This window comes from Pseudomonas sp. A214 (genome assembly GCF_900156295.1).
In the GTDB taxonomy this organism is placed as follows: domain Bacteria; phylum Pseudomonadota; class Gammaproteobacteria; order Pseudomonadales; family Pseudomonadaceae; genus Aquipseudomonas; species Aquipseudomonas rhizophila.
In genome coordinates, this window is record NZ_LT707062.1 from 5,512,119 (window position 1) to 5,534,746 (window position 22,628).

Below are 22,628 nucleotides of genomic sequence, written 5' to 3' on the forward strand. Positions count from 1 at the left end.
CAAATGATTGACTGTAGAGATTCAGTTGCGCTGGACGGCGCGAAGCATAGCGCAGCACTCGTCGTTTTTCCCCGTATAAAGCTGGTCAAGCGCTTCCAGCACCGCTAGAATTGCGCACTTTTTGATCAGAGGCGCGTCAAGCGTCCTGTCTCCACAAGAGACGATCTCCCCTACACCGAGGTTAGACATGTCCACCACTACCGCGCCGGCCAACCCCAAGGTTGGCTTCGTATCCCTGGGTTGCCCGAAGGCTCTGGTCGACTCCGAGCGCATCCTGACCCAGCTGCGCATGGAAGGTTATGACGTCGTATCCACGTACCAGGACGCCGACGTGGTAGTGGTCAACACCTGCGGCTTCATCGATTCGGCCAAGGCCGAGTCCCTGGAAGTGATCGGCGAAGCCATCAAGGAAAACGGCAAGGTCATCGTGACCGGCTGCATGGGTGTGGAAGAAGGCAATATCCGCGACGTGCACCCCAGCGTGCTGGCCGTGACCGGTCCGCAGCAGTACGAGCAGGTCGTCAATGCCGTGCACGACGTAGTGCCGCCCCGCCAGGACCACAACCCGCTGATCGACCTGGTGCCGCCGCAAGGCATCAAGCTGACACCGCGCCACTACGCTTACCTGAAGATTTCCGAAGGCTGCAACCACAGTTGCAGCTTCTGTATCATCCCCTCGATGCGCGGCAAACTGGTAAGCCGCCCGGTGGGTGATGTGCTCGACGAGGCCCAGCGCCTGGTCAAGGCCGGCGTCAAGGAGCTGCTGGTGATCTCCCAGGACACCAGCGCTTATGGCGTCGACGTGAAATACCGCACTGGCTTCTGGAACGGCGCGCCGGTGAAAACCCGCATGACCGAACTGTGCGAAGCCCTCAGCACCCTCGGCGTGTGGGTCCGCCTGCATTACGTCTACCCGTATCCGCATGTCGACGAACTGATCCCGCTGATGGCCGCCGGCAAGATCCTGCCGTACCTGGACATCCCGTTCCAGCACGCCAGCCCGAAAGTCCTCAAGGCCATGAAGCGCCCGGCTTTCGAAGACAAGACCCTGGCCCGCATCAAGAACTGGCGCCAGATCTGCCCGGACCTGATCATCCGCTCGACCTTCATCGTCGGCTTCCCTGGCGAAACCGAGGAAGACTTCCAGTACCTGCTGGATTGGCTGACCGAAGCCCAGCTCGACCGCGTCGGTTGCTTCCAGTATTCGCCCGTCGAAGGCGCACCGGCCAACGACCTGGACCTGGATGTGGTGCCGGACGAGGTCAAGCAGGATCGTTGGGAGCGTTTCATGGCGCACCAGCAGGCCATCAGCTCGGCGCGCCTGCAAATGCGCATCGGCCGTGAAATCGAAGTACTGGTGGATGAAGTGGATGAACAAGGCGCCGTGGGCCGCTGCTTCTTCGACGCCCCGGAAATCGATGGCAACGTATTCATCGACAACGGCAGCAATCTCAAGCCGGGCGACAAGGTCTGGTGCAAGGTGACCGACGCTGACGAATACGATCTGTGGGCTGAACAGATCGGTTGAGCTGCTGCTTCACAGACTCAATGTGATACCTGTGGGAGCCGAGCTCCCACAGGTTCCTTCACAGGCCGAAAAATTGAAGAGCCTCGCTATCCTCACAAGATGCGAGGCTTTTTTGCAGCTATCGTATGGAGATATCCAGCACAAGGAGCAGGCGGGCATGCGTCAGCATTCGGTCATCCACACACCGAAATCCAGCGACTATCAGGAACTGACCCGGGTCTGGGAGGCCTCGGTACGCGCCACCCACGATTTTCTGCCGGACAGCTACATCGAACTGTTGAAGAATCTGGTGCTCACCCGTTACCTGGACGCGGTCATGCTCATCTGCACCCGGGACACTCGCCAGCGCATTACCGGTTTCGCCGGCGTCGCAGCCGGCAAGATCGAGATGCTTTTCATCGACCCGCAACACCGTGGCCAGGGCCTGGGCAAACAGCTGTTGCGTTATGCCATGGAGCACATGAACGCCGATCAGCTGGATGTCAACGAACAGAACCCGCAAGCCTTGGGTTTTTACCTCAAGCAAGGCTTCGAAGTGGTTGGCCGTTCGGCAAAGGACGGCATGAACCAGCCGTACCCGTTGCTGCACATGCGCTACAAACAGCCCGACCTGAAGGTCCAACGCGGCTAAAAGGCAAATGGACCCGCGATTAACCGGCGCCAGGCAGGTACAATGCCCACCCTCTTTTTGTTACGGCCCTGTCATGACTGACCCGATTCGTCTCTCCAAACGCCTCATCGAACTCGTCGGCTGTTCCCGTCGGGAGGCTGAGCTGTTCATCGAGGGCGGCTGGGTCACCGTGGACGGCGAAGTGATCGACGAACCGCAGTTCAAGGTCACTACCCAGAAAGTCGAACTCGACCCCGAGGCCAAGGCCACCGCGCCAGAGCCGGTCACCCTCCTGTTGAACGCCCCGGCGGGCATGGATGCAGACACGGCGATGGCGTCCCTTGGACCACAGACCCTGAGCGAAGAACACCGCTTCGGCAAGCGCCCCCTCAAGGGCCATTTTCTGCGCCTGACCGCCAGTGCCGACCTGCAGGCCAACGCCAGTGGGTTGCTGGTGTTCACCCAGGACTGGAAGATTCTGCGCAAGCTCACCGCCGACGCCGCCAAGATCGAGCAGGAGTACGTGGTGGAAGTCGAAGGCGAAATGGTCGCCCATGGCCTCAATCGCCTGAACCATGGCCTGACCTACAAAGGCAAGGAGTTGCCGGCGGTCAAGGCCAGTTGGCAGAACGAGAACCGCTTGCGCTTTGCCATGAAGAACCCGCAACCGGGGGTGATCGCGCTGTTTTGCCAGGCGGTCGGCCTCAAGGTGGTGGCCATTCGACGCATCCGCATTGGCGGCGTGTCCATCGGTAAGGTGCCCCTGGGCCAGTGGCGTTACCTGTCCACCAAAGAGAAGTTCTAGTTTCTTTTTCCGGCGCCGCACCGAGCTGCGGCGCCCACTGCCGATTGATCAGGATTGCACACATGGTTCACAACGACGTACTTCGCAGCGTGCGCTACATGCTCGACATCAGCGACAAAAAAGTCATCGAGATCATCAAGCTGGGTGGCCTGGAAGTGCCCATGGCGGATCTGGTGGGTTACCTCAAGAAAGACGAGGAAGAAGGCTTCGTGTTCTGCCCTGACGAAGTCATGGCGCATTTTCTCGACGGCCTGGTGATCTTCAAGCGCGGCAAGGACGAAAGCCGTCCACCGCAGCCAATCGAAGTGCCGGTCACCAACAACATCATCCTCAAGAAGCTGCGGGTGGCCTTCGAACTGAAGGAAGACGATATGCACGCCATCCTCAAGGCCGCGGAGTTCCCGGTATCCAAGCCGGAACTGAGCGCATTGTTCCGCAAGTTCGGTCACACCAACTACCGCCCGTGCGGTGACCAGTTACTGCGCAACTTCCTCAAGGGCCTGACGCTGCGCGTTCGCGGCTGATTTCCCGCCGAACCATGACCTACAACGTCTCCCCCATCGGCTACGTCCGCTCCTGCTTCAAGGAGAAGTTCGCCATTCCCCGTCAACCGCAACTGGCCCCGGCCGCGCGCGGTGTGCTGGAGTTGGTGGCGCCATTCGATCAGGGCGATGCGGTGCAGGGCCTGGAGCAGGTCAGCCATGTCTGGCTGCTGTTCCTGTTCCACCAGGCCCTGGAAGACAAGCCACGGCTGAAAGTGCGCCCGCCGCGTCTGGGCGGCAATAAGTCCATGGGGGTGTTCGCCACTCGTGCCACCCATCGCCCCAACGGCATCGGCCAGTCGGTGGTGAAACTGGAGCGGGTCGAAGCCGGGCGCCTGTGGATCTCGGGCATCGACTTGCTGGACGGCACCCCAGTGCTGGATATCAAACCCTACGTGCCCTACGCAGACATCATCGGCTCGGCGCACAACAACATCGCCAGCGCAGCGCCTGAGCTGATTGCGGTGCGATGGGCCAGCTCTGCCCTGCATCAGGCCCGCGACCACGCCAAGCGCCTGGAAGAACCCCTGGTGGAGCTGATCGAACAGTGCCTGGCCCAAGACCCACGTCCGGCGTACCAGATTCCTACGCCCGAACGGGAATATGGTGCGCAGTTCTGGGATCTGGATGTGCGTTGGCACTATCCGCAGCCCGGGGTGATCAAGGTGCTGGAAGTGATTCCGGCGAAATCGTAACCGCCAGAAACGAAAAAGCCCGCGCTGCCTTCTTCAGGTAGCGCGGGCTTTTTCATGGGTAACTGCAGACCGGGTTGCGGCTATCGCGAGCAGGCTCGCTCCCACCTTTGAACTTCAGTGGCCACAAGATTTGTGTTCCCACATATTCCATTGTGGGAGCGAGCCTGCTCGCGATGGCGATCGATCAACCACCGCATAAACCGAGGGTTACTTCTCTACAAACGCCCGCTCGATCAGGTAATCACCCGGCTCACGCATGCGCGGCGAAACAGTCAGGCCGAAACTGTTGAGCACTTCGCTGGTCTCGTCGAGCATGCTCGGGCTACCGCACAGCATGGCGCGGTCGTCCTGCGGGTTGATCGGCGGCAGGCCGATGTCGCGAAACAGCTTGCCGCTGCGCATCAAGTCGGTCAGGCGGCCTTCGTTCTCGAACGGTTCGCGAGTAACGGTCGGGTAGTAGATCAGTTTGTCACGCAGCGCTTCGCCAAAGAATTCGTTCTGCGGCAGGTGTTCGGTAATGAACTCGCGGTAGGCAACTTCATTGACGTAACGTACGCCGTGGCACAGGATCACTTTTTCGAAACGCTCGTAGGTTTCCGGATCCTGGATCACGCTCATGAATGGCGCCAACCCGGTGCCAGTGCTCAGCAAGTACAAATGCTTGCCAGGCTTGAGATCGTCCAGCACCAGGGTGCCGGTGGGCTTCTTGCTGATGATGATCTCGTCGCCTTCCTTCAGATGCTGCAACTGGGAAGTCAACGGGCCGTCAGGCACCTTGATGCTGAAAAATTCGAGATGCTCTTCCCAGTTCGGACTGGCGATCGAGTAAGCGCGCATAAGCGGGCGGCCGTTGGGCTGCTGCAGGCCGATCATCACGAACTGACCGTTCTCGAAGCGCAGGCCCGGATCACGGGTGCACTTGAAGCTGAACAGAGTGTCGTTCCAGTGATGAACACTGAGGACACGCTCGTGGTTCATGTTGCTCATGTACGGGGACTCCTGGGAATGATGCCTGCGTCGTTAATTTGCGCAATTGCATCGCATTCTAATGGCGGCGACAATATCTGTTAAATGAATTATTAAGATAAGGGTTATCGGTTATATCGATATGCGATTTACTCTACGTCAACTTCAAGTCTTCGTCGCCGTCGCCCAGCAAGAGAGCGTGTCCCGTGCCGCGGGCCTGCTCAATCTTTCGCAGTCGGCGGCCAGCACCTCCATCACCGAACTGGAGCGCCAGTCCAGCTGCCAATTGTTCGACCGCGCCGGCAAACGCCTGAGTCTCAATGCCTTGGGCAAACAACTGCTGCCCCAGGCGGTGGCGCTGCTGGACCAATCCAAGGAGATCGAAGACCTGCTCAACGGCAAGTCCGGTTTCGGCTCACTGGCGGTGGGCGCCACCCTGACCATCGGCAATTACCTGGCGACCTTGCTGATCGGCAGTTTCATGCAGCGTCATCCGGAAAGCCAGGTGAAGCTGCATGTGCAAAACACTGCCAATATCGTGCACCAGGTTGCTCACTATGAAATTGATCTGGGTCTAATCGAAGGCGACTGCAGCCATCCGGACATCGAGGTCCAGAGCTGGGTCGAGGATGAACTGGTGGTGTTTTGCGCCCCTCAACATCCGCTGGCCAAACGCGGCCAGGCGACCATGGAGGAACTGACCCATGAGGCGTGGATTCTGCGGGAGCAAGGTTCCGGCACCCGCCTGACCTTCGACCAGGCCATGCGTCACCATCGCAGTGCGCTGAACGTGCGTCTGGAACTGGAACACACCGAAGCCATCAAGCGAGCCGTGGAATCAGGCCTGGGGATTGGCTGCATTTCACGCCTGGCCCTGCGTGACGCCTTCCGGCGCGGCAGTCTCGTAGCCGTGGAAACCCCGGACATGGACCTGGCCCGGCAGTTTTATTTCATCTGGCACAAACAAAAATACCAGACGTCGGCCATGCGCGAATTCCTCGAGCTGTGCCGGGCATTCACCGCTGGCGTGCAGCGCAGCGACGAAATCGTCCTGCCCCCCATTGCCTGAGCGCCGGGGCACTAGAGCAAAATCAGGCCCCACACCAAGGCAATCATGCTCAAAGCAACGAACTGAGCGGCACTGCCCATGTCCTTGGCATTTTTCGACAACGGGTGCAGCTCCAGGGAAATGCGGTCGATGGCCGCCTCCACCGCCGAGTTGAGCAACTCCACGATCAATGCCAGCAGGCAGACCGCAATCAGTAGCGCCTGCTCGACACGGCTGACATTCAGGAAGAACGACAACGGAATCAGGATGACGTCGAGCAAGACCAACTGACGAAACGCGGCTTCACCGACGAAGGCCGCGCGCAGGCCGTCCAGAGAATAGCCGGAGGCGTTGAGGATGCGTTTCAGGCCGGTTTGGCCTTTAAAAGGCGACATAAGTGGGCAACTGATCAAAAGGGGTGGAGAAGCTAATTCAAACCCGGTCAAAAAAGCGTGAACAAAACGCTACGATTGCGGTGAAATGGACTCAAGTTGCTGCAGCAGCAAGGCTGCCTGGGTCCGGGTGCGCACATTCAGTTTACGAAAGATTGCAGTGACATGGGCCTTGATGGTGGCTTCGGACACGTTCAACTCATAGGCAATCTGCTTGTTCAGCAGACCTTCACACACCATGGTCAACACGCGGAACTGCTGCGGAGTGAGGCTGGCCAGCCCTTCGCTGGCGGCCTTGGCTTCGTCGGACACGCTCACAGCTTCGAATGCCTGGGGAGGCCAGGACACATCGCCATCCAGGACCGCCTTGACGGCTACCTGGATCATCTCAAGGGAACTGGATTTAGGAATGAAACCACTGGCGCCGAACTCCCGGGCCTTGACCATCACCGAAGCTTCTTCCTGGGCCGATACCATCACCACAGGAATTTGCGGGTATTGGCCGCGCAGCAAGACCAGCCCGGAAAAACCATAAGCGCCCGGCATGTTCAGATCCAGCAGCACAAGATCCCAATCGGCCTTTTCAGTCAGCCGGGCCTCGAGTTCCGCAATACTGGCCACTTCCGTGAGTCGGACATCGGGGCCCAGCCCCATGGTCACCGCCTGATGTAACGCGCTGCGAAAGAGCGGATGGTCATCGGCTATCAGGATTTCGTATGTGGCCATTTTTCAAATGATCCTGTTTTTAATGGCAGGCCTGATGCACTCACGCCTCGCCCAAGCAACTCAAGATACCGACATGCCGCGGCATCAAAGGGGTACGTTCAACGCCAACACGTAAAAACACGGCGTTTCAAACCTTGGCCGTACCCTAATCGGCGCCAAGCATGCCCAGCGAAACCGGGGTGGTCAAGCAGCACGGCCGCTACCGTGTTCAGTATGGGCCACTATTAAGCCAACACTGGCTGCGCCGTACGAATAAAGGGCTGCAACTCAGCGTGGGCTGCAGTGGACACATCCATCTCCTGCTGTCGTTTGGCACCCAGGTAATGCTGGCTGAACACATCGAAATAGGCATCCAGGGCCGAGGCAGCGTCACTGTCCCCAGCCAGTTCCAGACATAACGCCGCCACTTCGGCGGTGCATAGATGCTCGCTGCGAGTCGAGCGGCGCAAGCGGTAGCGCGACAGCCTGTCGGGCAGCAGGCTCAGAATCGGCAAACGGTCGAAATACGGGCTTTTACGGAAAATCTTGCGCGCCTCGGTCCAGGTCGCATCCAGCAGAATGAACAACGGACGCTTGCCCTGATCGAGGTTGACGGTATGTGTGACCCGCGATGGTTCGACATACTCACCGGGAAACACCAGATATGGCTGCCATTGCGGGTCGTTGAGCAGCGCCAGCAGTTGTTCGTCGACGTCGGTGCGTGACCAGATGAACGCGTGATTGTCGCGCACTACGTCAGCAATCAGCCAACCCGTGTTGCTCGGCTTGAACACTTCCTTGTTGGTCATGATCAGGCAGACACCCGAACGAGCCTCGACGCTCGGACGCCAGGCGCACAGGCAATGGCTCTCGATCACCCGGCAGGCGCTGCAACGGGGCGCGCGCCAGCCACGGGCCTGAATCGGCTTGATACCTTCATCGATGCGCAGGTCGCGCAGACGGGCTACGGCGTTAGGGGCATGGTTCATCGCAGGCGACGCCGACAGGCAGGGAAAATCGACACGAACAAGACTCGGCAGGATAAAGGCCGGCAGTCTACCAGAGCGCGCAAACCTGTACCGTCCACCCGGCCTACCCTATAATTCGCCACCACTGAACGCACAGCCATGTGACCGGTCGAACCACCAGTCACTGAACCAGGAGAGTTTCATGCTGCGCCTTATCGTCCCCACCGTTGCCGTGCTACTGGCGACGTCCGTCACCGCACAGGCCGCTTCGCTGAAAGAACTCGAACTGAACAAGATGCTGCGCAATGTAGCCGCGCAAAGCAGCGCCGGCACGCCCCGGGCAATCAACGAGGACATTCTCGACCAGGGCTACACCGTAGAAGGCACTGAGCTGATCAATCATCTGAGCGTGCAAAGCAGCCATGCCCAGAAAATGCGGGCCGACCCCAAGGCCGTCTATTTCCAGCTGGGTGCCACCGTGTGTACCAACCCAGGCTTGCGCAAATTGATGGCCCAGGGCGCGACCATGCGCTACGAGTTCACCGAAGTTAAGACCAATCGCCCCATTGCGACTGAGCGCTTCCAGGAATCCGACTGCCCGAAACCGGCCAAGACCAAAAAATAATCAACCCGAACTGGCGCGCCGCTGCTCATCGTCGGCGCGCAGTTCCGCCACCAGCGCCTGCAGGTAGCGCGAGCGCCATGCTCGGCCTTCCAACCGGCGACAGCACTCCTCCTCGAGGCTTACCCGATTAGCATGAGCCGCTTCCAACAGCGTCAGGTACAACTGCTTGTCGAGCTCCAAAGTTACTCTGGTCATCAGTCCCGCCTCCATGCCCGATCCACTTCAATCCATCGCGCAGCGTCCAGTCCTGGACGCGCCATAGCATTGAATGCTTGCTAATCAGTTAATCAGAGCGGCACGCACCTAGTTGGCAATCTGACGAGCGGCATGACATTTGAGCGGTTGCCAACGATATTTTTTGAGCGCCATGATCAAGACAGCGAAGATCCGCGCGAGGGACTAGATTCAAAAGTATCTCTTTGCTTCAGGCAGAACGAGGCTGCCCTACCGACACCTTTGCGCGTGACAGTTCTTTCATACAAGGGAAACGCAGAACCCGCAGGATGGCTTGGTCGCCTGTCGCACGCCGCGTCGAACCAGGTCGAACGTCCAGGCACGGTCCTGGGCTGACAACGACACACGGAGTGTCGTGGCCCTGACGAATCTCTCGTTCGGGCTGGGGTTTTGCCAAGAAGGAGAAGCTGAATGCCTTACAAACCGAATGACTTGCTGAGTCGTCATTTTGAGGACCATGGACACGACCTCACCCGCAAGGTCGAAGAGCAACTCAACCTGGTCTCCCCCAACAGCCCGAACCTCCCCATCTACCGAGACATGATCCTGACCGTCCTGCGCATGGCCCAGGAAGATCACAACCGCTGGAATGCCAAGATCACGCTGCAGGCCTTGCGAGAACTGGAGCACGCTTTTCGCACGCTCGAACAATTCAAGGGCCGACGCAAGGTCACGGTCTTCGGTTCGGCCCGAACGCCCATCGAACATCCGCTGTACGGCCTGGCCCGGGAACTGGGAGCGGAGTTAGCACGCTCGGACATGATGGTCATCACTGGCGCCGGCGGTGGCATCATGGCGGCCGCCCATGAAGGCGCTGGCCGGGACCACAGCCTAGGTTTCAACATCACCTTGCCTTTCGAACAGCATGCGAATCCGACCGTTGACGGCACGCAGAATCTGCTGCCGTTCCACTTCTTCTTCACCCGTAAGCTGTTCTTCGTCAAAGAGGCCGACGCGCTGGTGCTCTGCCCGGGCGGTTTCGGCACCCTCGATGAAGCGTTGGAAGTGCTGACGTTGGTGCAAACCGGTAAAAGCCCGCTGGTGCCGGTGGTGCTGCTGGACGTGCCGGGGGGCAAGTTCTGGCAAGGCGCCCTGCACTTCATCCGTGAGCAACTGGAAGAAAACCGCTACATCCTGCCCACCGATATGAAGTTGATGCGCCTGGTGTACAGCGCTCAAGAGGCAGTAGAGGAGATCAATCAGTTTTACAGCAACTTCCACTCCAGCCGCTGGCTCAAACATCAATTCGTGATCCGTATGAATCACAAGCTGAACGAGCAGGCCCTTGGGCATTTGCAGGCGGAGTTTGCCGACCTGTGCCTCAACGATTGTTTTCATCAACACGCCTACGCCGGCGAGGAACACGACGAGGCCCGTTTCAGCCATCTGACCCGACTGGCCTTTACCTTCAATGCCCGCGATCACGGTCGTTTGAGGGAACTGGTGGATTACATCAACCTGTCGGAAAACTGGGCCCAGCCCACCACCAAGGTCCAACCCCTCACCTGGGAGCCGATCAAGGTGACCTGAGTCCATAAAAAACGGCCCGCTATCAAAATAGCGGGCCGTTGTTGTTTAGTCGTCCATGCCGCGACCGCTGAATAAACGGTTGATCATTTCCATGGAATATCCTCGATATGCCAGGAAACGTCCTTGCTTGGCTCGCTCCCTAGCATCGATGGGCAGATGCCCTGAGAACTTGCGACGCCAGGTGTCCGTCAGTTGCGCCTGCCAATCGATACCGCTTTCGCGCAAGGCCAGTTCGATATCCGGGCGCTGCAAGCCACGCTGACCGAGTTCCTCACGAATTCGCAAGGGGCCGTATCCAGAGCGAGCGCGATAAGAGACAAAGCTCTCAAGGTAACGAGACTCCGACAACAAGCCCTCTTCCGTCAAACGGTCGAGGGCCGTGTCGATCAACTCATCTGGAGCGCCGCGCTGACGCAGCTTACGCGTCAGCTCGACTCGACCGTGCTCGCGCCTGGCGAGCAGGTCCATCGCGGTTCGCCGCACCGCGACGAGGTTATCGAGTACGACGGTCATCGAATCGATCAGATGTCAGCGTCAGCCAGGTCGTCTGCAGTCTCGCGGTTAGCCACCGACTTGACGTCCGCAACTGGGCTCAGAAGCTTGTCACGCAGTTGCTTCTCGAGGGTTGCTGCAATTTCCGGGTTATCCGCCAGGAACTTGGCCGAGTTGGCCTTGCCCTGACCGATCTTGGTGCCGTTGTAGGCATACCAGGCGCCGGATTTTTCGACGAAACCGTGCAACACACCCAGGTCGATCATCTCGCCATTAAGGTAGATACCCTTGCCGTAAAGAATCTGGAACTCCGCCTGACGGAACGGCGAAGCGACCTTGTTCTTCACAACCTTGACGCGGGTTTCGCTGCCGACAACCTCGTCGCCTTCTTTCACGGCGCCAGTGCGGCGGATATCCAGACGAACCGAAGCGTAGAACTTCAGCGCGTTACCACCGGTGGTGGTTTCCGGGCTGCCGAACATCACGCCGATCTTCATGCGGATCTGGTTGATGAAGATCACCAGGCAGTTGGCGTTCTTGATGTTACCGGTGATCTTGCGCAGGGCCTGGGACATCAGACGAGCCTGGAGGCCCACATGCATGTCGCCCATTTCACCTTCGATTTCCGCTTTTGGTACCAGTGCAGCCACGGAGTCGACGATGATCACGTCAACGGCGTTGGAACGCACCAGCATGTCGGTGATTTCCAGGGCCTGTTCACCGGTGTCCGGCTGGGAAACCAGCAGGTCATCGACGTTAACGCCCAACTTGCCGGCATATTCCGGGTCCAGGGCGTGTTCGGCATCGACGAAGGCGCAGGTCGCACCGGCTTTTTGAGCCTGGGCGATCACGGACAGGGTCAGCGTGGTTTTACCGGAAGATTCAGGACCATAGATTTCAACGATACGGCCTTTTGGCAGGCCGCCGATGCCCAGCGCAATGTCCAGGCCCAGGGAGCCGGTGGAGATGGAAGGAATAGCCTGACGGTCCTGATCGCCCATACGCATTACGGCACCCTTGCCGAATTGACGTTCGATCTGACCCAAGGCCGCAGCCAAGGCTTTCTTCTTGTTGTCGTCCATTAAAGTCCTCACGTAATCAATAAGGCCTGACGGCCAACACCTGTATAAGTAGCCAGTATTATTCCACAGCGATTACAGATCGCCTACCCCTGATTTGAGATTTCTACAGCGGCATGTTGCAACAGCCCCTCTAGCGCGGCCTTCACCGTTTGTCGGCGGACCTCGTCGCGGTTACCCGGGAAGAATCGCTGCTCACTGATGACCGTCTCGCCAACGCCCCAGGCCAGCCATACAGTGCCCACTGGTTTGTTCGGCGTACCACCATCGGGGCCGGCCACGCCGCTGACCGCCACGGCAAAACGCGCCAGGCTTTTTTGCTGCGCGCCCCGCACCATTGCCTCGACCACCTCGCGACTGACCGCCCCCACCGTTGCGAACAGCTCGGCCGGCACACCCAGCTGCTGAGTCTTCTGGCGGTTGGAATAGGTGACATAACCCGCCTCGAACCACGCCGAACTCCCGGGAATGCGGGTGATCGCCTCGGCAATCCCGCCTCCGGTACAGGATTCGGCCGTGCTCACATGGGCATTGACCCGCTGCAGGCGTCGGCCCAGTTCAGCGGCCAATTCGGTAATGTCGTCCATGATGCTCTCCTGATTCGATGCAAGGGCCCTACCGTACACGAGCATTCCAGGCTTGCAAGGCTCGCCGGATCAGCGCCCCAATGCCCTGACGTACGCCTGACAGGCCTGCAGAGCGATCAATCCGCGATCCCCTTCGTCGGTGATGGCGATAATTCGTTGAGCATGCGCCGGGTCAAGTCGGGCGCGTGGGGGGCCATGATCCACGCCGCCGGCGCTGGCGGTGGCAGGCACTGCACAACCGGCGGCAACATCGTCGGCGTCGAGGAGGACTGACAGCCGGACATCGGCAGTAGCAAGACGATCGCGCAAGCGATCCTGATCACGTTGGGCATCGCTCAAGGCTCGGTAATGGGATTGTTCGCTGGCGGAGAGTTGTTGTTCCAGGGCTAGGCGCTTGTCTTGCTCGGCCTTCTGTTGAATCGCTGCTGCCTGGGTGATTTGATTCAGCGTCTGCGCCTGGACCTGGGCCGCTTGCGCCAGTTTCCGGTCATAACGCCACGCCTGGACTTGCCAGGCCAACACCGCCGGGCCGCCGGCCACCAACGCCAGCAACACAGCGACGCCAAGGGTGCGGGAAGAAAATGGCATCAGGTCGAAGGCTGACATAACACCGCCCTCGCCCGCGCCCAGAGTTGCAGACGATCCTGCAAGCCATTCAAACCGCCGTTGATACGGCGGGTGATGGTGTTGAACTGATCACGGTCGGCCAGTTCGTTCAAACCGTTCTGATTCCAGAACCAGGCGGCAGACTCAGCCGCCCATTGCGGTTGCTCCAGCAGTTGCGGCAACGCCAGCAGTCGTTCATCGCCGAACAAACCCAAGCTGCAACGTCGATAATTGTCACGCCCGGTAATCTGAATCAGGCCGCGACCACGATATTGCTGACCGTCACCGTCGGCCTGGGGCGTATTGCCCAGGCGAACGGCCAACGATCCCGTGTCGTACTTGCTGAGATATTGCTCACTGCCAAGTTCGCGCACGTAGCGCAATTGCCCTGATTCATGGCCAACCTGGGCCAGAAACGCGGCCATGCGTTTGGGTGTGTCGACACGATGGCGCGACATCGCGGTGTTTAGCGCGGAAACAAAAACGCCCGCTTGGGCGCGGGCGTTGGGCATGATGTTGATGAGTTGCTGCTGCGTAAGGTCCATGTTCAGGTTATCGACAAGTGCATGATCAAAGGTGCCCGGCCAGCCAGGACGGCGCAACCGGACGATATTCAGTGGCTGGAAAGTGCTCATCCTGCGGCCAATCCCTCAAAGCCCGGCGATAAGCCTGGAGCTGTGTGTACTGTGTTTGGTCCAGCGTCGTACCGCCGCCGTCGTCCATTTCGTCGCGATCTCTCGCGATGAGGCGGTCGGTTGTTGTGAGCTGGGCGTTGCGCCACGCATATTCATTTTCTGAAGCCTGGGCCGATGTCAGAGCAGGTGGGTCAACGAGAACGGGATAACCGTTGTCGGGGTTGGCTGAAACGCGCTTGGGCGAGATGGCGAGTTGCTGAAGCAGCGACAGCCAGTAAGCCCGAGGGATTTCGATGACATCGTCGGGAATATCAGAAACATTGATACCGGGAACATACGCTCCGCAAGTGCTTGGACTGAATAACAAAGTGAATTCATTCATTCAATAACCCTTCGCAAAATATGTAACGCCCCATCCAGCAGCGACGTGCCCAGAATAGTCTCGGACTTTCAGGCGCACGCCTTGGCGGGTGGCGGTTCCACCTACCATAATGACCATGGCCCCATCACCACCTGCATGGTTCGCCACAACCGAAACAAAAGCATTGGGGAACGAGATCGGGAACGTAACAAACACTTCTCCGTTGGCGTCGGTTGTACCGTAACCCCACTGATCGATATTTCCGCTCGCGTACTTTTGATAACCCGGATTACCCTGCTGACCTGAAAACAACGACGTATATTTCAGAAGAACAGTGCCACCTATCAACCGCCATTGATTGTCCAGCTTGACGAACTCCGCTGTTTCACCACGGCCCAGCTCCATGGGGCCAAGCGCTGAGGATGATGGCCCTAGCGTATCGGTAGGCGAGGCTGTCGATACGTTCACGACGGCCCCTACGTTGATCAGTGTCAGCGTCGCCCCATGCATGATTCCCACTGTACTGGGCAGCGTGACGTTGATCGCCGTAGTGCTGGCAAAACTGACGGCTCCACCCACATGGGCTTGTGTCAACGCCGTACTGACTGCGTACACGGAAAAGCCGGAATATTGAACACCGCTGCGTTTTACAAACTCTGTGGTTGCCACGGACCTATCGTTATCAAACTGCGGAGCAGTGGTAAATAATCCGCTGCCACGCAAGGCCGTCAACAACTGGTTATCCAATTGTTCCGACGGTGTTAGTCCTGCGGTTTGAATGACACTCAGCAACTCCTGCGTCACACCATTGCCCCAACTGGCGGGAATCAAGGATCCCGGCGTACCCGCCAAGGGATCTTCATCCACGAACCTGCCGTTCGACAGACCTGCGCTGGGCACACTTTTTGGATAATCCAACTTTTCGCTCCTGACTGACCAGCGATCAAAATGAAGGCGATATAAAGCCTCACCGTTAATGCGCAGTGGCACCATAAGATTAAGGAAGTTTTGATGGTCTGCCGTGGTTGCTTACGCGGCAGATTCTGGCATGACAGGCCAGTTGATATCGGTTGGAAAACCGACCTGATGCTGGATGCGATTCAATTCAACGCTATAGAGTTTCCACTCCATGAGCGCCAGTCGTTCCTGATCGCTCGCATCGCCGATGTCTTCGGCGTACTGGAAGGGAGCAATTCTTTGAACCGCCTCACGCAGTAATTTATCGCGTTTTGCCAAGGCTTCGCGTTTGAGATCGATCAGCTGTAGAGCCTCGTCAAATACCCAGCGGTTCTCGTGCCATACATGGTAATTGCCCGGCCACGGTTCGGCTGTGTAGGTATCTGGCAACTCACCGAACTCGGTCCACTCCAGAAGAGCGCCGTTGTCCTTGCGATACACCGAACCACGCCAGTCCACCATTTCACGAGGAACGCCATTGACCATGACCCAAGAATGATGATCTTGGGCAGCGGGCAATTCAAAAGAGAGCTGGATGCCGTTGCTTGGAATCTGGATGCCCATGCCGGGCGTTACTGGAAGCTCGACCGGGCCCGACAGGACGCCATTGTCGTCAAATAGATAGATGAACATAGTGGCCTCAGATCAACTTGATTCGAGCGGGATAGGCGATGTTTCTGGGACGAGTTTCGGTACTGAAACCTCCGATATTGCCCACAGAATCGCCACTGTTATAAGCCGCGTTGGGAAATGTCGTACCGAGAGTGCCAGACACGGGCGCGGCATTAACGTCATGCGTCAAATCCCATAGGCTGTCAGGAAGACTAGGCGTCGGACGCACAGCAGTACCTGAGCTGGTTGGCAGGAAATGGTTATGACTTTCCAAGGCATCCGCCTGCCTGCTACCCGCCAGGCGGTTGACATCCACCCCTCGCGCCTCATCCAGGACACGCAGAAATTCGCCCCGAATATCGGGTAGGCGAAAGGTGGTAGCACCGTCACCGTTAGTCCAGGCACCTTCGCTCCCTACTCGGGTAGCCTCGGTCACCATCACACCGGATGATTGAGCTAAATCGAACAACCACGGCCAATCACTACGCGACAGGAGATTACCATTGAGTACGGCATAACCGCCGGGCAGTACCTGACGCGCGCTATCAAATGAGATGCGCCCCAACGGGGTGGCATCAAACCGCCCCAAGGGCCACCAGACTCCCGTCCCGTCACTGCGCAGGTGCCACCAATCCCCGCTGCCCATTAACACCAGGAATGGATAACCATTGGCTGCCAGATGGGTATGAAACCGAACCCTATCATTACCGTCAGCCCGCACCGTCAGACGGTTACCACTGTTATCCACACGCCGCACAATCACATCGCGAACACCGAGCGCCGCATTGGCCGCAGGTAGGGTTACAGTGCTCGCACCAGCACTTGAATCGATCAGCACCAGCCCTAACTCGTCGGCGGCCAACACCTTTGATGTGGTAAGCCGCGTGACGACTGAACGCATCGGACTACTACGCCCGAGAATGGTTTGCAGTGCCTTGATCAACTGGCCGTTATCCGCTTCGGACGGCGTCATGCCGGCCGAGGAGATCACGCCGAGGATTTCTTGGGTGACACTGTTGCCCCATACCGCCGGAATCAGCGATCCAGGCGTACCCGCCAACGGGTTTTCATCCACAAACCGACCGTTCACCAGCCCGACGCTGGGAACACTTTTTGGATAATCCATATTTTATTGCTCTCTATGAGATGGGGCTCAAGCGCGAAGAGGTAGCGCCCGGATAGTCGCGAGCACATCATCAACGGCTTGGCTGGCAAGATCCGCCTTGCCTTTGGCCATGTGTGCGCGAATCTGTGCCTTGGCCTTGAGACGCAGTTCGCGAAGCGCCAGTAGGTTTGCTTCAAATTCGGCGGCCTTGGCGAGAATCTGATCCGCCGCCTGCCTGGCTGTGCGCCCTTTGACGACCCACGCAGAAACGGACAACGGAACCAATTTTTTCGGGTAGCCCTGATCCTTGAAGGCCTGCGCCTCCAGGGCGGCTTGTTGGTATTCCAAGGCACGCAAGGGATCACCGGCCAACGTGCGGCGGGCGCTGTCGGCAGCGGTATCGACCGTGGCGCACAAGCGTTCGGCTTCCTGACGCAACTGCTCGGCGGCATTCTCTTCGGTAAGCACCCACGTACCGTCCTCCCAGATATGGGCGGATGAAGGCGCAGGCGGGCGAAGTCCATCTTCGTACTGGTGCAGCTCTTGAATGACTTTCATCGGATCAGCTCCCAGGACAGGTGAACATTGACTGCGTTGATAAAGTTGACGCCGATGCCCACGCTGTAATCCGTCAGGGCCTGGTGCCCCTTGATCCCCATGCTCAATAGCAACTCGTCGCTATCGGCATTGGTGGCGCCCAATGTGTGCTCGGCCTGATACGACTGCCAAAGCGAACGCGACTGGGCATGGTCAAAACTGGCCGTGACCGTGGAGACGCTCACGTCATTGACGACGTTGTTGGAGAACAACACGCACATATACGGACTTGCGGGGTTCGCCCAGCCCACGGCATTGTTGCCAGGAGTTGTAGCGGCGGGTGACAGGTAGCTGTAGTTGCCCCCAAGCCACCCGGACTGAACAAACGACAGCGAGGTCACGACATTCGGCGCGGGTGTCGGATTACCCGCCACAAGCCGTGCTGCTCGGGCGTGGGGATCCAACGGCAGATATACCACTCCACTGCCATTCACCGTTTGCGTCCAGGTCAATTGAGCACGGTTATAGATCGTGCGAATCGTCGGCAAGGAGCCCGGCGCCCCGGTCATCACCCAGGCCAGGCACATGTCCAGGGGGGTCGACGCAAAGCCGCCGCCGGACGCTCCGTTGACAGTCCCCTTCAAGGATTCCGGCGGGAGGTCATACAGGCTTCCACGCTGCACATAGAACGTCAGTGCGCCGCCTATGACCTGTGCTCTTAGAAAATAGCTGGCGCTGGGCAACAGATCGGCGCTGCTCCACGCCGTCGTCACGTAGGTACGTGAACGGCCCAACCGTCCACTCACCACGTCTTGTCCGATGCTGATGTACACACCCGCCGGAATCGAGACGCGGCCGCCGCTGGTGGATACGGCCGTAGGCGTTACTGCCAGACGGGCATCCGCCGTTGCAATCGTCGGCAGCGACAAAGCGGCGATCGGAAGCGCGAGATCCTGGTTCCAGCCCTTGGCGGCGACTGACTGAATCGCCTCGAGTAATTGATCGTTTTGGGTTTCATCGGGCGTCAGATCCCCCGCCTTGATGACATTCACAATCTCCTGCGTCACCCCATTCCCCCAGGCCGCCGGAATCAACGACCCCGGCGTCCCGGTCAACGGGTTTTCATCCACGAACTTCCCGTTCACCAGCCCGGCGCTGGGCACACTCTTCGGATAATCCATTCATCTACTCCCTAGTCATAATTGATGTGAACCTTCGTATGCGCCGGCGCACTACGATGAATCAGGCACTCGAGCGCCGAACCCGGATTGACGCCGAAACGCTCCCCCCAATAGCTGGCGCCAAAACGTCGGCCGAGCAGCAGGCGGCCGCCGGTGTTGAGGGTCCACATGAATTGCGCCTGCCAGGTGCCGAAGTGCGCTTCGCCGAAGCGGGCGCGGCCCATGCGGGGAGCCTTGAGTTCGGTGATGGTGGCGTTGGGGTAGCCCTGGCTCTTGGCGATTTCCACGTAATAAGCGATGGCCTGACTGCCCACCGCCAACAACCGCCGACGCACCGCCAACCGGCGATCGTCATACAGCGGTGTAGCGCCGAGGCACGGGTCGGGCAGGTTCATCACCCGCTCCCAATCCGGCACCAGCTCACTCCCCCCCGCCGGGTCCATTTCGTGGAGCAGGTCGGCGGCGCGGGCGTCGAGACGCGCCAATTCCTGGGCGATGCCTTCGAGCACCTCTTCCAGTTCCGGCACACGCTCCGGGTCCCATGCCGGACCGCTGGGCAGCAGGCTGCGCAGTTGGGCCTGGTACTGCTCGGCGGTTCTTATTCCAGCCATACGCAGCCTCCGAAGGTCAGCAACTGATTGCTGGCAGCGACCACGTCAGCGATGGGTGCGGTGAGTTTGTGGTCGGTTTCGCCGGTGGCGCTGCTGATGGCTTCGGCGATGTGGGTCAGCAACAGGGTTTCGCCGAGGCCAGCTTCGCGGTTATGCAGGTCGCGCAGTTGCGCTTCGATGGCGGCGCGCACGGCGCTGGTGTCCGGGGTAATGCGCAGCCGGTAGGTCACCGGCACCTGGGTTGGCGCCAGCACATGCACCTCGGCGGTGACCGGGCGCAGCGGCTCGATATAGGCCCGGACTTCTTCCAGTTGTTCGGCGTTGGGAATCGGCAGTGGATCGTCGTCACGCATGACGAACACGCCAACGGTGCCGGGCCCAAGGTAGCTGCCGCGACACCAGGCGCGGGTGATGCCAGGGCATTCCAGGGCCCAGGTTTCATAGTCCTGCGCGGAACCGCCGTGGGGAATGATGCGGTAGGAACGGATCACCCTGGCCCGCAGGGATTCGAGGCTTTCCCGGGCGAGACCGCCGGTCAGCCCGGGCGCGAGCACGGTGAAGCTGTTGCCGATGCCAAGGATCGGCTGCACCGGCGTCAACACCAGGCCGGCATCGGCATTCCCCAGGCTACCGGCGTCCAACGCGGCGACAGTGGTGCTGTTCAGGCCATTGCTGGTGGTGCGGGCGCTGGTCACTTTGTAGGTGCGCCCATCGCTGGATTGCAGCAGCGTGTCGACATCCAGCACCGCACCCGCGGTGGCGGTGAAACTGACACTGCCGCTGGCCACCTGGGCCGCTTTGCGCGCCTGGTTCAGGCGCAGGGCGGCGATGCGCTCCAGGGTGGATTCGTCGGCCTTGTCCGGGAGGATCTGCTCAGCGATCCAATCCAGGTAGCCATACAGGCCATAGGCGGCGCCACCCAGGGTGCGGGCCAACACTTGGGCATCGGACTGGCGCAGCGAATCGCTGGCCAGGTCGCTTTGGGCGCGCTTGATCAGCACCGGCAGCGAAGGGGTTTCAAACGGCATAGGTCACCTGCCAACTGTTATCGGGGTTGATGTCCAGGCGCTCGCCGTCGGCCAGGGTCAAAACCGTGCGCAGATTCAGGCGCTGGGCGTCGAGGCGTTCGCTGATGATGTCGATGGCGGTGCAATGGCCGTCGTCGATCAGCCATTGCAAGGCTTCGCGGGCATAGAATTCGGCGTCGAGCTGGGTCTGCCGGGTCAGCTTGACCCGGCGCAACAGCCACAGCCGCGAACCGATGCGGTCGTCGGCGACGGTGGGAAAAGTGTCGCCCCACCAGCCGAAACGTTGCTCGTCATCCACGGCATCGTCGTCAGCGGCGCGGCGCCAGGTAAACAGGCTGATCAGCACCGAGCGGGTCAGCGCGGCGTGCAGGTTCTGGCTGATGAACATCATTGGCCTCCCGCCGGCACGCCGGTCTGGCCGTTACCGGCCTGCACGCCGACGTGCACATGCTTGATCTGGCTGATGCCGCCGGCGATCTGGTCGCCCTGGGAAACGAGCTTGCCGGTGTGGTTGATGACCGGGCTGTCGATATTCACCGCGCTGCTGGCGCGGATGTTCAAGGTCGCGGTGTCGATGTCGATGACCCGACCGCGCTTGAAGTGGATCTTGTCGCCTTCATCGGTGTAGATCGCCACTTCGCCAGGGGCCAGGGCCTTGAGGCGGAAACGACGGTCGGCGACCACCAGCACCACGGCATGGGAACGGTCACCGCCCAGGAACGTGGCGATGCCCTCGGCACCCGCCAACGGATTGCTGGTGAAGCCGTAGGGTTCGAAGTGCTCCATGTCGTCGTTCACTTCACCGGCGGTGAGGCGCATTTGCAGCGATTGCAACTTGGTGGCCGAATTGGCGAGCACGACAGTGCCGCGCGCCAGGAGGCGGGTCAGTAGGCTCATTGAGGTTTCCTTCGGAATCGGAAGTTTGAAAGCGGTGTTTATTGGCCATAACTTCTGTTGGCTGTACCGACGCCATCGCGAGCAGGCTCGCTCCCACAGGGGATCTGTGCCGAACACACAACTTGTATCCACTGGAGATCCCTTGTGGGAGCGAGCCTGCTCGCGATGGCCTGGGCTCATTCAACATTGAGGCAAGCTGACCCACCGCCTTCGCGAGCAAGCCCGCTCCCACAAGGAGTTTTGCGTTGGGCTCAGGTTTTGGGCGGCACCGGGTTCGCGTCGAACGTATGGGGCGGCGCGACTTGCAGGGTGGTGACGGAGCCTTGGGCGGACAGTGAATACGTCACTTTGGAGATCAGCATGTCGCCGTCAAACCCCAGCACCGGGTCGATCACTCGCACCAGAGTGTTATGTCGCCACAAATCACCATTGGCCTGACGCCAGCCCTGCACGCGGTAGGTCGTGGTCAGGGCCTTGCCAGTGCGGATGGCGCTTTCCCAATCGGCCCGTTGCTGGGCCAGCTCGAAGGTCAATTGCGCGCTTTCGCTGATCACCGTGACCCGCTTGCGCTTGAAGCCCAGGTCGGTCGCGATGCCGGAAACTTCGCTCACCGCCGCCCCGCTCTGCTCATCACTGCCTTTGTGCTGGCCGATGACCCGGTATTCGGAGAACACCTGGCTGTAGTCCATCGGTGCATTGCCCGAGAGAATGTTTTTACCCAGTTCCAGCACATCACTGGCTCGCCCGCCACTCCCGGGTTTGGCCAGCAACACGCGGCCTTCGGCATCGTCAGTGGAAAACACCCGGAACAACGTCAGCAGACGGTCGATGGATTGAAAGACCGTTTCCCCCGGCACGATGCTGTGTTCGCTCAACCGAGCGGTTTCAGGGATCTCGCTGATCACTCCCACGCCATATTGCGAGGCCAGGGCCTGGACGATGCTCAGCACCGTTTGCCCGCGCCATTGGCTCGGGCGATTGATCGCCGCGCAGTCCACCAAGTCCTGGGTCCTGGAACCACCCTCGATGCTCAGGCTGATCTGGCGCCCGTCATAACTGACCGGGGCTTTGAACACGTAGCCGCTGAGCACCAGGTCGGCACCGATGCGCACCTGACATTCATCCCCAGGTCGAATCGGCACCGACTGAGTCTGCCCCGGCCATTGCCAGGTGATGTCGAGTTTGAAGGTGCGGAACTGCCGCTCCAGGTCCGCACTGATTTCCACGCTCTTCCAGCCGCCGTAATCCAGCCCGCCGACGGTGAGCGAGACAGCGTTGTCGAGCTCGTTCAT

Annotated in this window: 29 protein-coding genes; 8 read left to right on the forward strand and 21 right to left on the reverse strand. The window is 59.6% G+C overall.

Features of this window, described 5'->3' with window-relative positions; all coding sequences use genetic code 11:
* Window positions 1-187: 187 nt before the first annotated feature.
* The 5 genes from rimO (at window position 188) to tsaA (ending at window position 4,180) form a co-directional block, all read left to right on the forward strand.
* Window positions 188-1,528, forward strand: a complete 1,341-nt coding sequence (gene rimO, locus BW979_RS24595) for a 30S ribosomal protein S12 methylthiotransferase RimO (protein ID WP_047230036.1) — start codon at window positions 188-190, stop codon at window positions 1,526-1,528.
* Between the two features lie 157 nt (window positions 1,529-1,685).
* Complete coding sequence (locus BW979_RS24600; RefSeq protein WP_047230035.1) at window positions 1,686-2,159, forward strand: GNAT family N-acetyltransferase; 474 nt, start codon at window positions 1,686-1,688, stop codon at window positions 2,157-2,159.
* Between the two features lie 73 nt (window positions 2,160-2,232).
* The gene (locus tag BW979_RS24605; RefSeq protein ID WP_047230034.1) at window positions 2,233-2,943 is read left to right on the forward strand and encodes an rRNA pseudouridine synthase; all 711 of its coding nucleotides are present in this window, start codon (window positions 2,233-2,235) and stop codon (window positions 2,941-2,943) included.
* A gap of 62 nt (window positions 2,944-3,005) precedes the next feature.
* A complete protein-coding gene (locus tag BW979_RS24610; protein WP_047230033.1) occupies window positions 3,006-3,467 on the forward strand; it encodes a DUF1456 family protein in 462 nt (153 codons plus the stop codon).
* Between the two features lie 14 nt (window positions 3,468-3,481).
* Window positions 3,482-4,180, forward strand: a complete 699-nt coding sequence (gene tsaA, locus BW979_RS24615) for a tRNA (N6-threonylcarbamoyladenosine(37)-N6)-methyltransferase TrmO (protein ID WP_047230032.1) — start codon at window positions 3,482-3,484, stop codon at window positions 4,178-4,180.
* Between the two features lie 207 nt (window positions 4,181-4,387).
* Here tsaA and fpr read toward each other — a convergent pair whose 3' ends face one another.
* On the reverse strand, window positions 4,388-5,167 hold the full coding sequence (fpr, locus tag BW979_RS24620) for a ferredoxin-NADP reductase (protein ID WP_003184787.1): 780 nt from the start codon (window positions 5,165-5,167) through the stop codon (window positions 4,388-4,390).
* Window positions 5,168-5,288: 121 nt separating this feature from the next.
* Here fpr and BW979_RS24625 point away from each other — a divergent pair, with 121 nt between their 5' ends.
* Window positions 5,289-6,215 carry a LysR family transcriptional regulator gene (locus tag BW979_RS24625; RefSeq protein ID WP_047230031.1) on the forward strand — a complete coding sequence of 309 codons (927 nt, stop codon included), beginning with the start codon at window positions 5,289-5,291 and terminating at the stop codon, window positions 6,213-6,215.
* A gap of 11 nt (window positions 6,216-6,226) precedes the next feature.
* On the opposite strand, the gene BW979_RS24630 is transcribed toward BW979_RS24625, so the two are convergent.
* The 3 genes from BW979_RS24630 to BW979_RS24640 all read right to left on the reverse strand — a co-directional run bounded on the left by BW979_RS24630 (window position 6,227) and on the right by BW979_RS24640 (window position 8,280).
* Window positions 6,227-6,589: a diacylglycerol kinase gene (locus BW979_RS24630; protein ID WP_047230030.1), complete on the reverse strand. Its 363-nt coding sequence runs from the start codon at window positions 6,587-6,589 to the stop codon at window positions 6,227-6,229.
* 69 nt (window positions 6,590-6,658) lie between these two features.
* Complete coding sequence (gene erdR / locus BW979_RS24635; RefSeq protein WP_047230029.1) at window positions 6,659-7,312, reverse strand: response regulator transcription factor ErdR; 654 nt, start codon at window positions 7,310-7,312, stop codon at window positions 6,659-6,661.
* A 224-nt stretch (window positions 7,313-7,536) separates the two neighbouring features.
* Window positions 7,537-8,280, reverse strand: a complete 744-nt coding sequence (locus BW979_RS24640) for a tRNA-uridine aminocarboxypropyltransferase (RefSeq protein WP_047230028.1) — start codon at window positions 8,278-8,280, stop codon at window positions 7,537-7,539.
* Between the two features lie 181 nt (window positions 8,281-8,461).
* Here BW979_RS24640 and BW979_RS24645 point away from each other — a divergent pair, with 181 nt between their 5' ends.
* Window positions 8,462-8,884 (forward strand): PA3611 family quorum-sensing-regulated virulence factor, encoded by a 423-nt coding sequence (locus BW979_RS24645; RefSeq protein ID WP_047230027.1) that lies wholly within the window; start codon window positions 8,462-8,464, stop codon window positions 8,882-8,884.
* Here the strand turns inward: BW979_RS24645 and BW979_RS24650 are convergent, their stop codons facing one another.
* Window positions 8,885-9,079: a hypothetical protein gene (locus tag BW979_RS24650; protein ID WP_076386115.1), complete on the reverse strand. Its 195-nt coding sequence runs from the start codon at window positions 9,077-9,079 to the stop codon at window positions 8,885-8,887.
* Between the two features lie 450 nt (window positions 9,080-9,529).
* Here BW979_RS24650 and BW979_RS24655 point away from each other — a divergent pair, with 450 nt between their 5' ends.
* Window positions 9,530-10,648, forward strand: coding sequence for a TIGR00730 family Rossman fold protein (locus BW979_RS24655; protein ID WP_047230025.1), 1,119 nt, complete (start codon window positions 9,530-9,532; stop codon window positions 10,646-10,648).
* 45 nt (window positions 10,649-10,693) lie between these two features.
* On the opposite strand, the gene recX is transcribed toward BW979_RS24655, so the two are convergent.
* The 16 genes from recX to BW979_RS24735 all read right to left on the reverse strand — a co-directional run bounded on the left by recX (window position 10,694) and on the right by BW979_RS24735 (window position 22,628).
* On the reverse strand, window positions 10,694-11,161 hold the full coding sequence (gene recX, locus BW979_RS24660; RefSeq protein WP_047230024.1) for a recombination regulator RecX: 468 nt from the start codon (window positions 11,159-11,161) through the stop codon (window positions 10,694-10,696).
* Window positions 11,162-11,169: 8 nt separating this feature from the next.
* Window positions 11,170-12,222 (reverse strand): recombinase RecA, encoded by a 1,053-nt coding sequence (recA, locus tag BW979_RS24665; RefSeq protein WP_047230023.1) that lies wholly within the window; start codon window positions 12,220-12,222, stop codon window positions 11,170-11,172.
* 83 nt (window positions 12,223-12,305) lie between these two features.
* Window positions 12,306-12,806, reverse strand: a complete 501-nt coding sequence (locus BW979_RS24670) for a CinA family protein (RefSeq protein WP_047230022.1) — start codon at window positions 12,804-12,806, stop codon at window positions 12,306-12,308.
* A 69-nt stretch (window positions 12,807-12,875) separates the two neighbouring features.
* Entirely contained in the window at window positions 12,876-13,412 is a 537-nt protein-coding gene (locus tag BW979_RS24675) for a lysis system i-spanin subunit Rz (protein WP_047230021.1), read from the reverse strand.
* The gene (locus BW979_RS24680; protein WP_076386733.1) at window positions 13,394-13,957 is read right to left on the reverse strand and encodes a glycoside hydrolase family 19 protein; all 564 of its coding nucleotides are present in this window, start codon (window positions 13,955-13,957) and stop codon (window positions 13,394-13,396) included. The genes BW979_RS24675 and BW979_RS24680 overlap by 19 nt, the downstream gene beginning before the upstream one ends.
* Window positions 13,958-13,982: 25 nt before the next feature.
* Complete coding sequence (locus tag BW979_RS24685; RefSeq protein ID WP_076386117.1) at window positions 13,983-14,429, reverse strand: phage tail assembly chaperone; 447 nt, start codon at window positions 14,427-14,429, stop codon at window positions 13,983-13,985.
* A complete protein-coding gene (locus tag BW979_RS24690) occupies window positions 14,430-15,326 on the reverse strand; it encodes a gp53-like domain-containing protein (protein ID WP_076386119.1) in 897 nt (298 codons plus the stop codon).
* 111 nt (window positions 15,327-15,437) lie between these two features.
* Window positions 15,438-15,998 (reverse strand): tail fiber assembly protein, encoded by a 561-nt coding sequence (locus BW979_RS24695; RefSeq protein ID WP_076386121.1) that lies wholly within the window; start codon window positions 15,996-15,998, stop codon window positions 15,438-15,440.
* Between the two features lie 7 nt (window positions 15,999-16,005).
* Window positions 16,006-17,103, reverse strand: a complete 1,098-nt coding sequence (locus tag BW979_RS24700) for a phage tail protein (protein ID WP_076386123.1) — start codon at window positions 17,101-17,103, stop codon at window positions 16,006-16,008.
* Between the two features lie 27 nt (window positions 17,104-17,130).
* Window positions 17,131-17,640, reverse strand: a complete 510-nt coding sequence (locus BW979_RS24705; RefSeq protein ID WP_076386125.1) for a phage tail protein — start codon at window positions 17,638-17,640, stop codon at window positions 17,131-17,133.
* Window positions 17,637-18,800 (reverse strand): phage tail protein, encoded by a 1,164-nt coding sequence (locus tag BW979_RS24710; RefSeq protein ID WP_076386127.1) that lies wholly within the window; start codon window positions 18,798-18,800, stop codon window positions 17,637-17,639. Before BW979_RS24710 ends, BW979_RS24705 begins: the two co-directional genes overlap by 4 nt.
* 11 nt (window positions 18,801-18,811) lie before the next feature.
* Window positions 18,812-19,411: a YmfQ family protein gene (locus BW979_RS24715; protein ID WP_076386129.1), complete on the reverse strand. Its 600-nt coding sequence runs from the start codon at window positions 19,409-19,411 to the stop codon at window positions 18,812-18,814.
* Window positions 19,399-20,439, reverse strand: coding sequence for a baseplate J/gp47 family protein (locus BW979_RS24720; RefSeq protein WP_047230012.1), 1,041 nt, complete (start codon window positions 20,437-20,439; stop codon window positions 19,399-19,401). The genes BW979_RS24715 and BW979_RS24720 overlap by 13 nt, the downstream gene beginning before the upstream one ends.
* Complete coding sequence (locus BW979_RS24725; RefSeq protein ID WP_076386131.1) at window positions 20,429-20,827, reverse strand: phage GP46 family protein; 399 nt, start codon at window positions 20,825-20,827, stop codon at window positions 20,429-20,431. The genes BW979_RS24720 and BW979_RS24725 overlap by 11 nt, the downstream gene beginning before the upstream one ends.
* Complete coding sequence (locus tag BW979_RS24730) at window positions 20,827-21,336, reverse strand: phage baseplate assembly protein V (RefSeq protein WP_076386133.1); 510 nt, start codon at window positions 21,334-21,336, stop codon at window positions 20,827-20,829. The genes BW979_RS24725 and BW979_RS24730 overlap by 1 nt, the downstream gene beginning before the upstream one ends.
* Before the next feature lie 251 nt (window positions 21,337-21,587).
* Window positions 21,588-22,628 carry a phage baseplate assembly protein gene (locus BW979_RS24735; protein ID WP_076386135.1) on the reverse strand — a complete coding sequence of 347 codons (1,041 nt, stop codon included), beginning with the start codon at window positions 22,626-22,628 and terminating at the stop codon, window positions 21,588-21,590.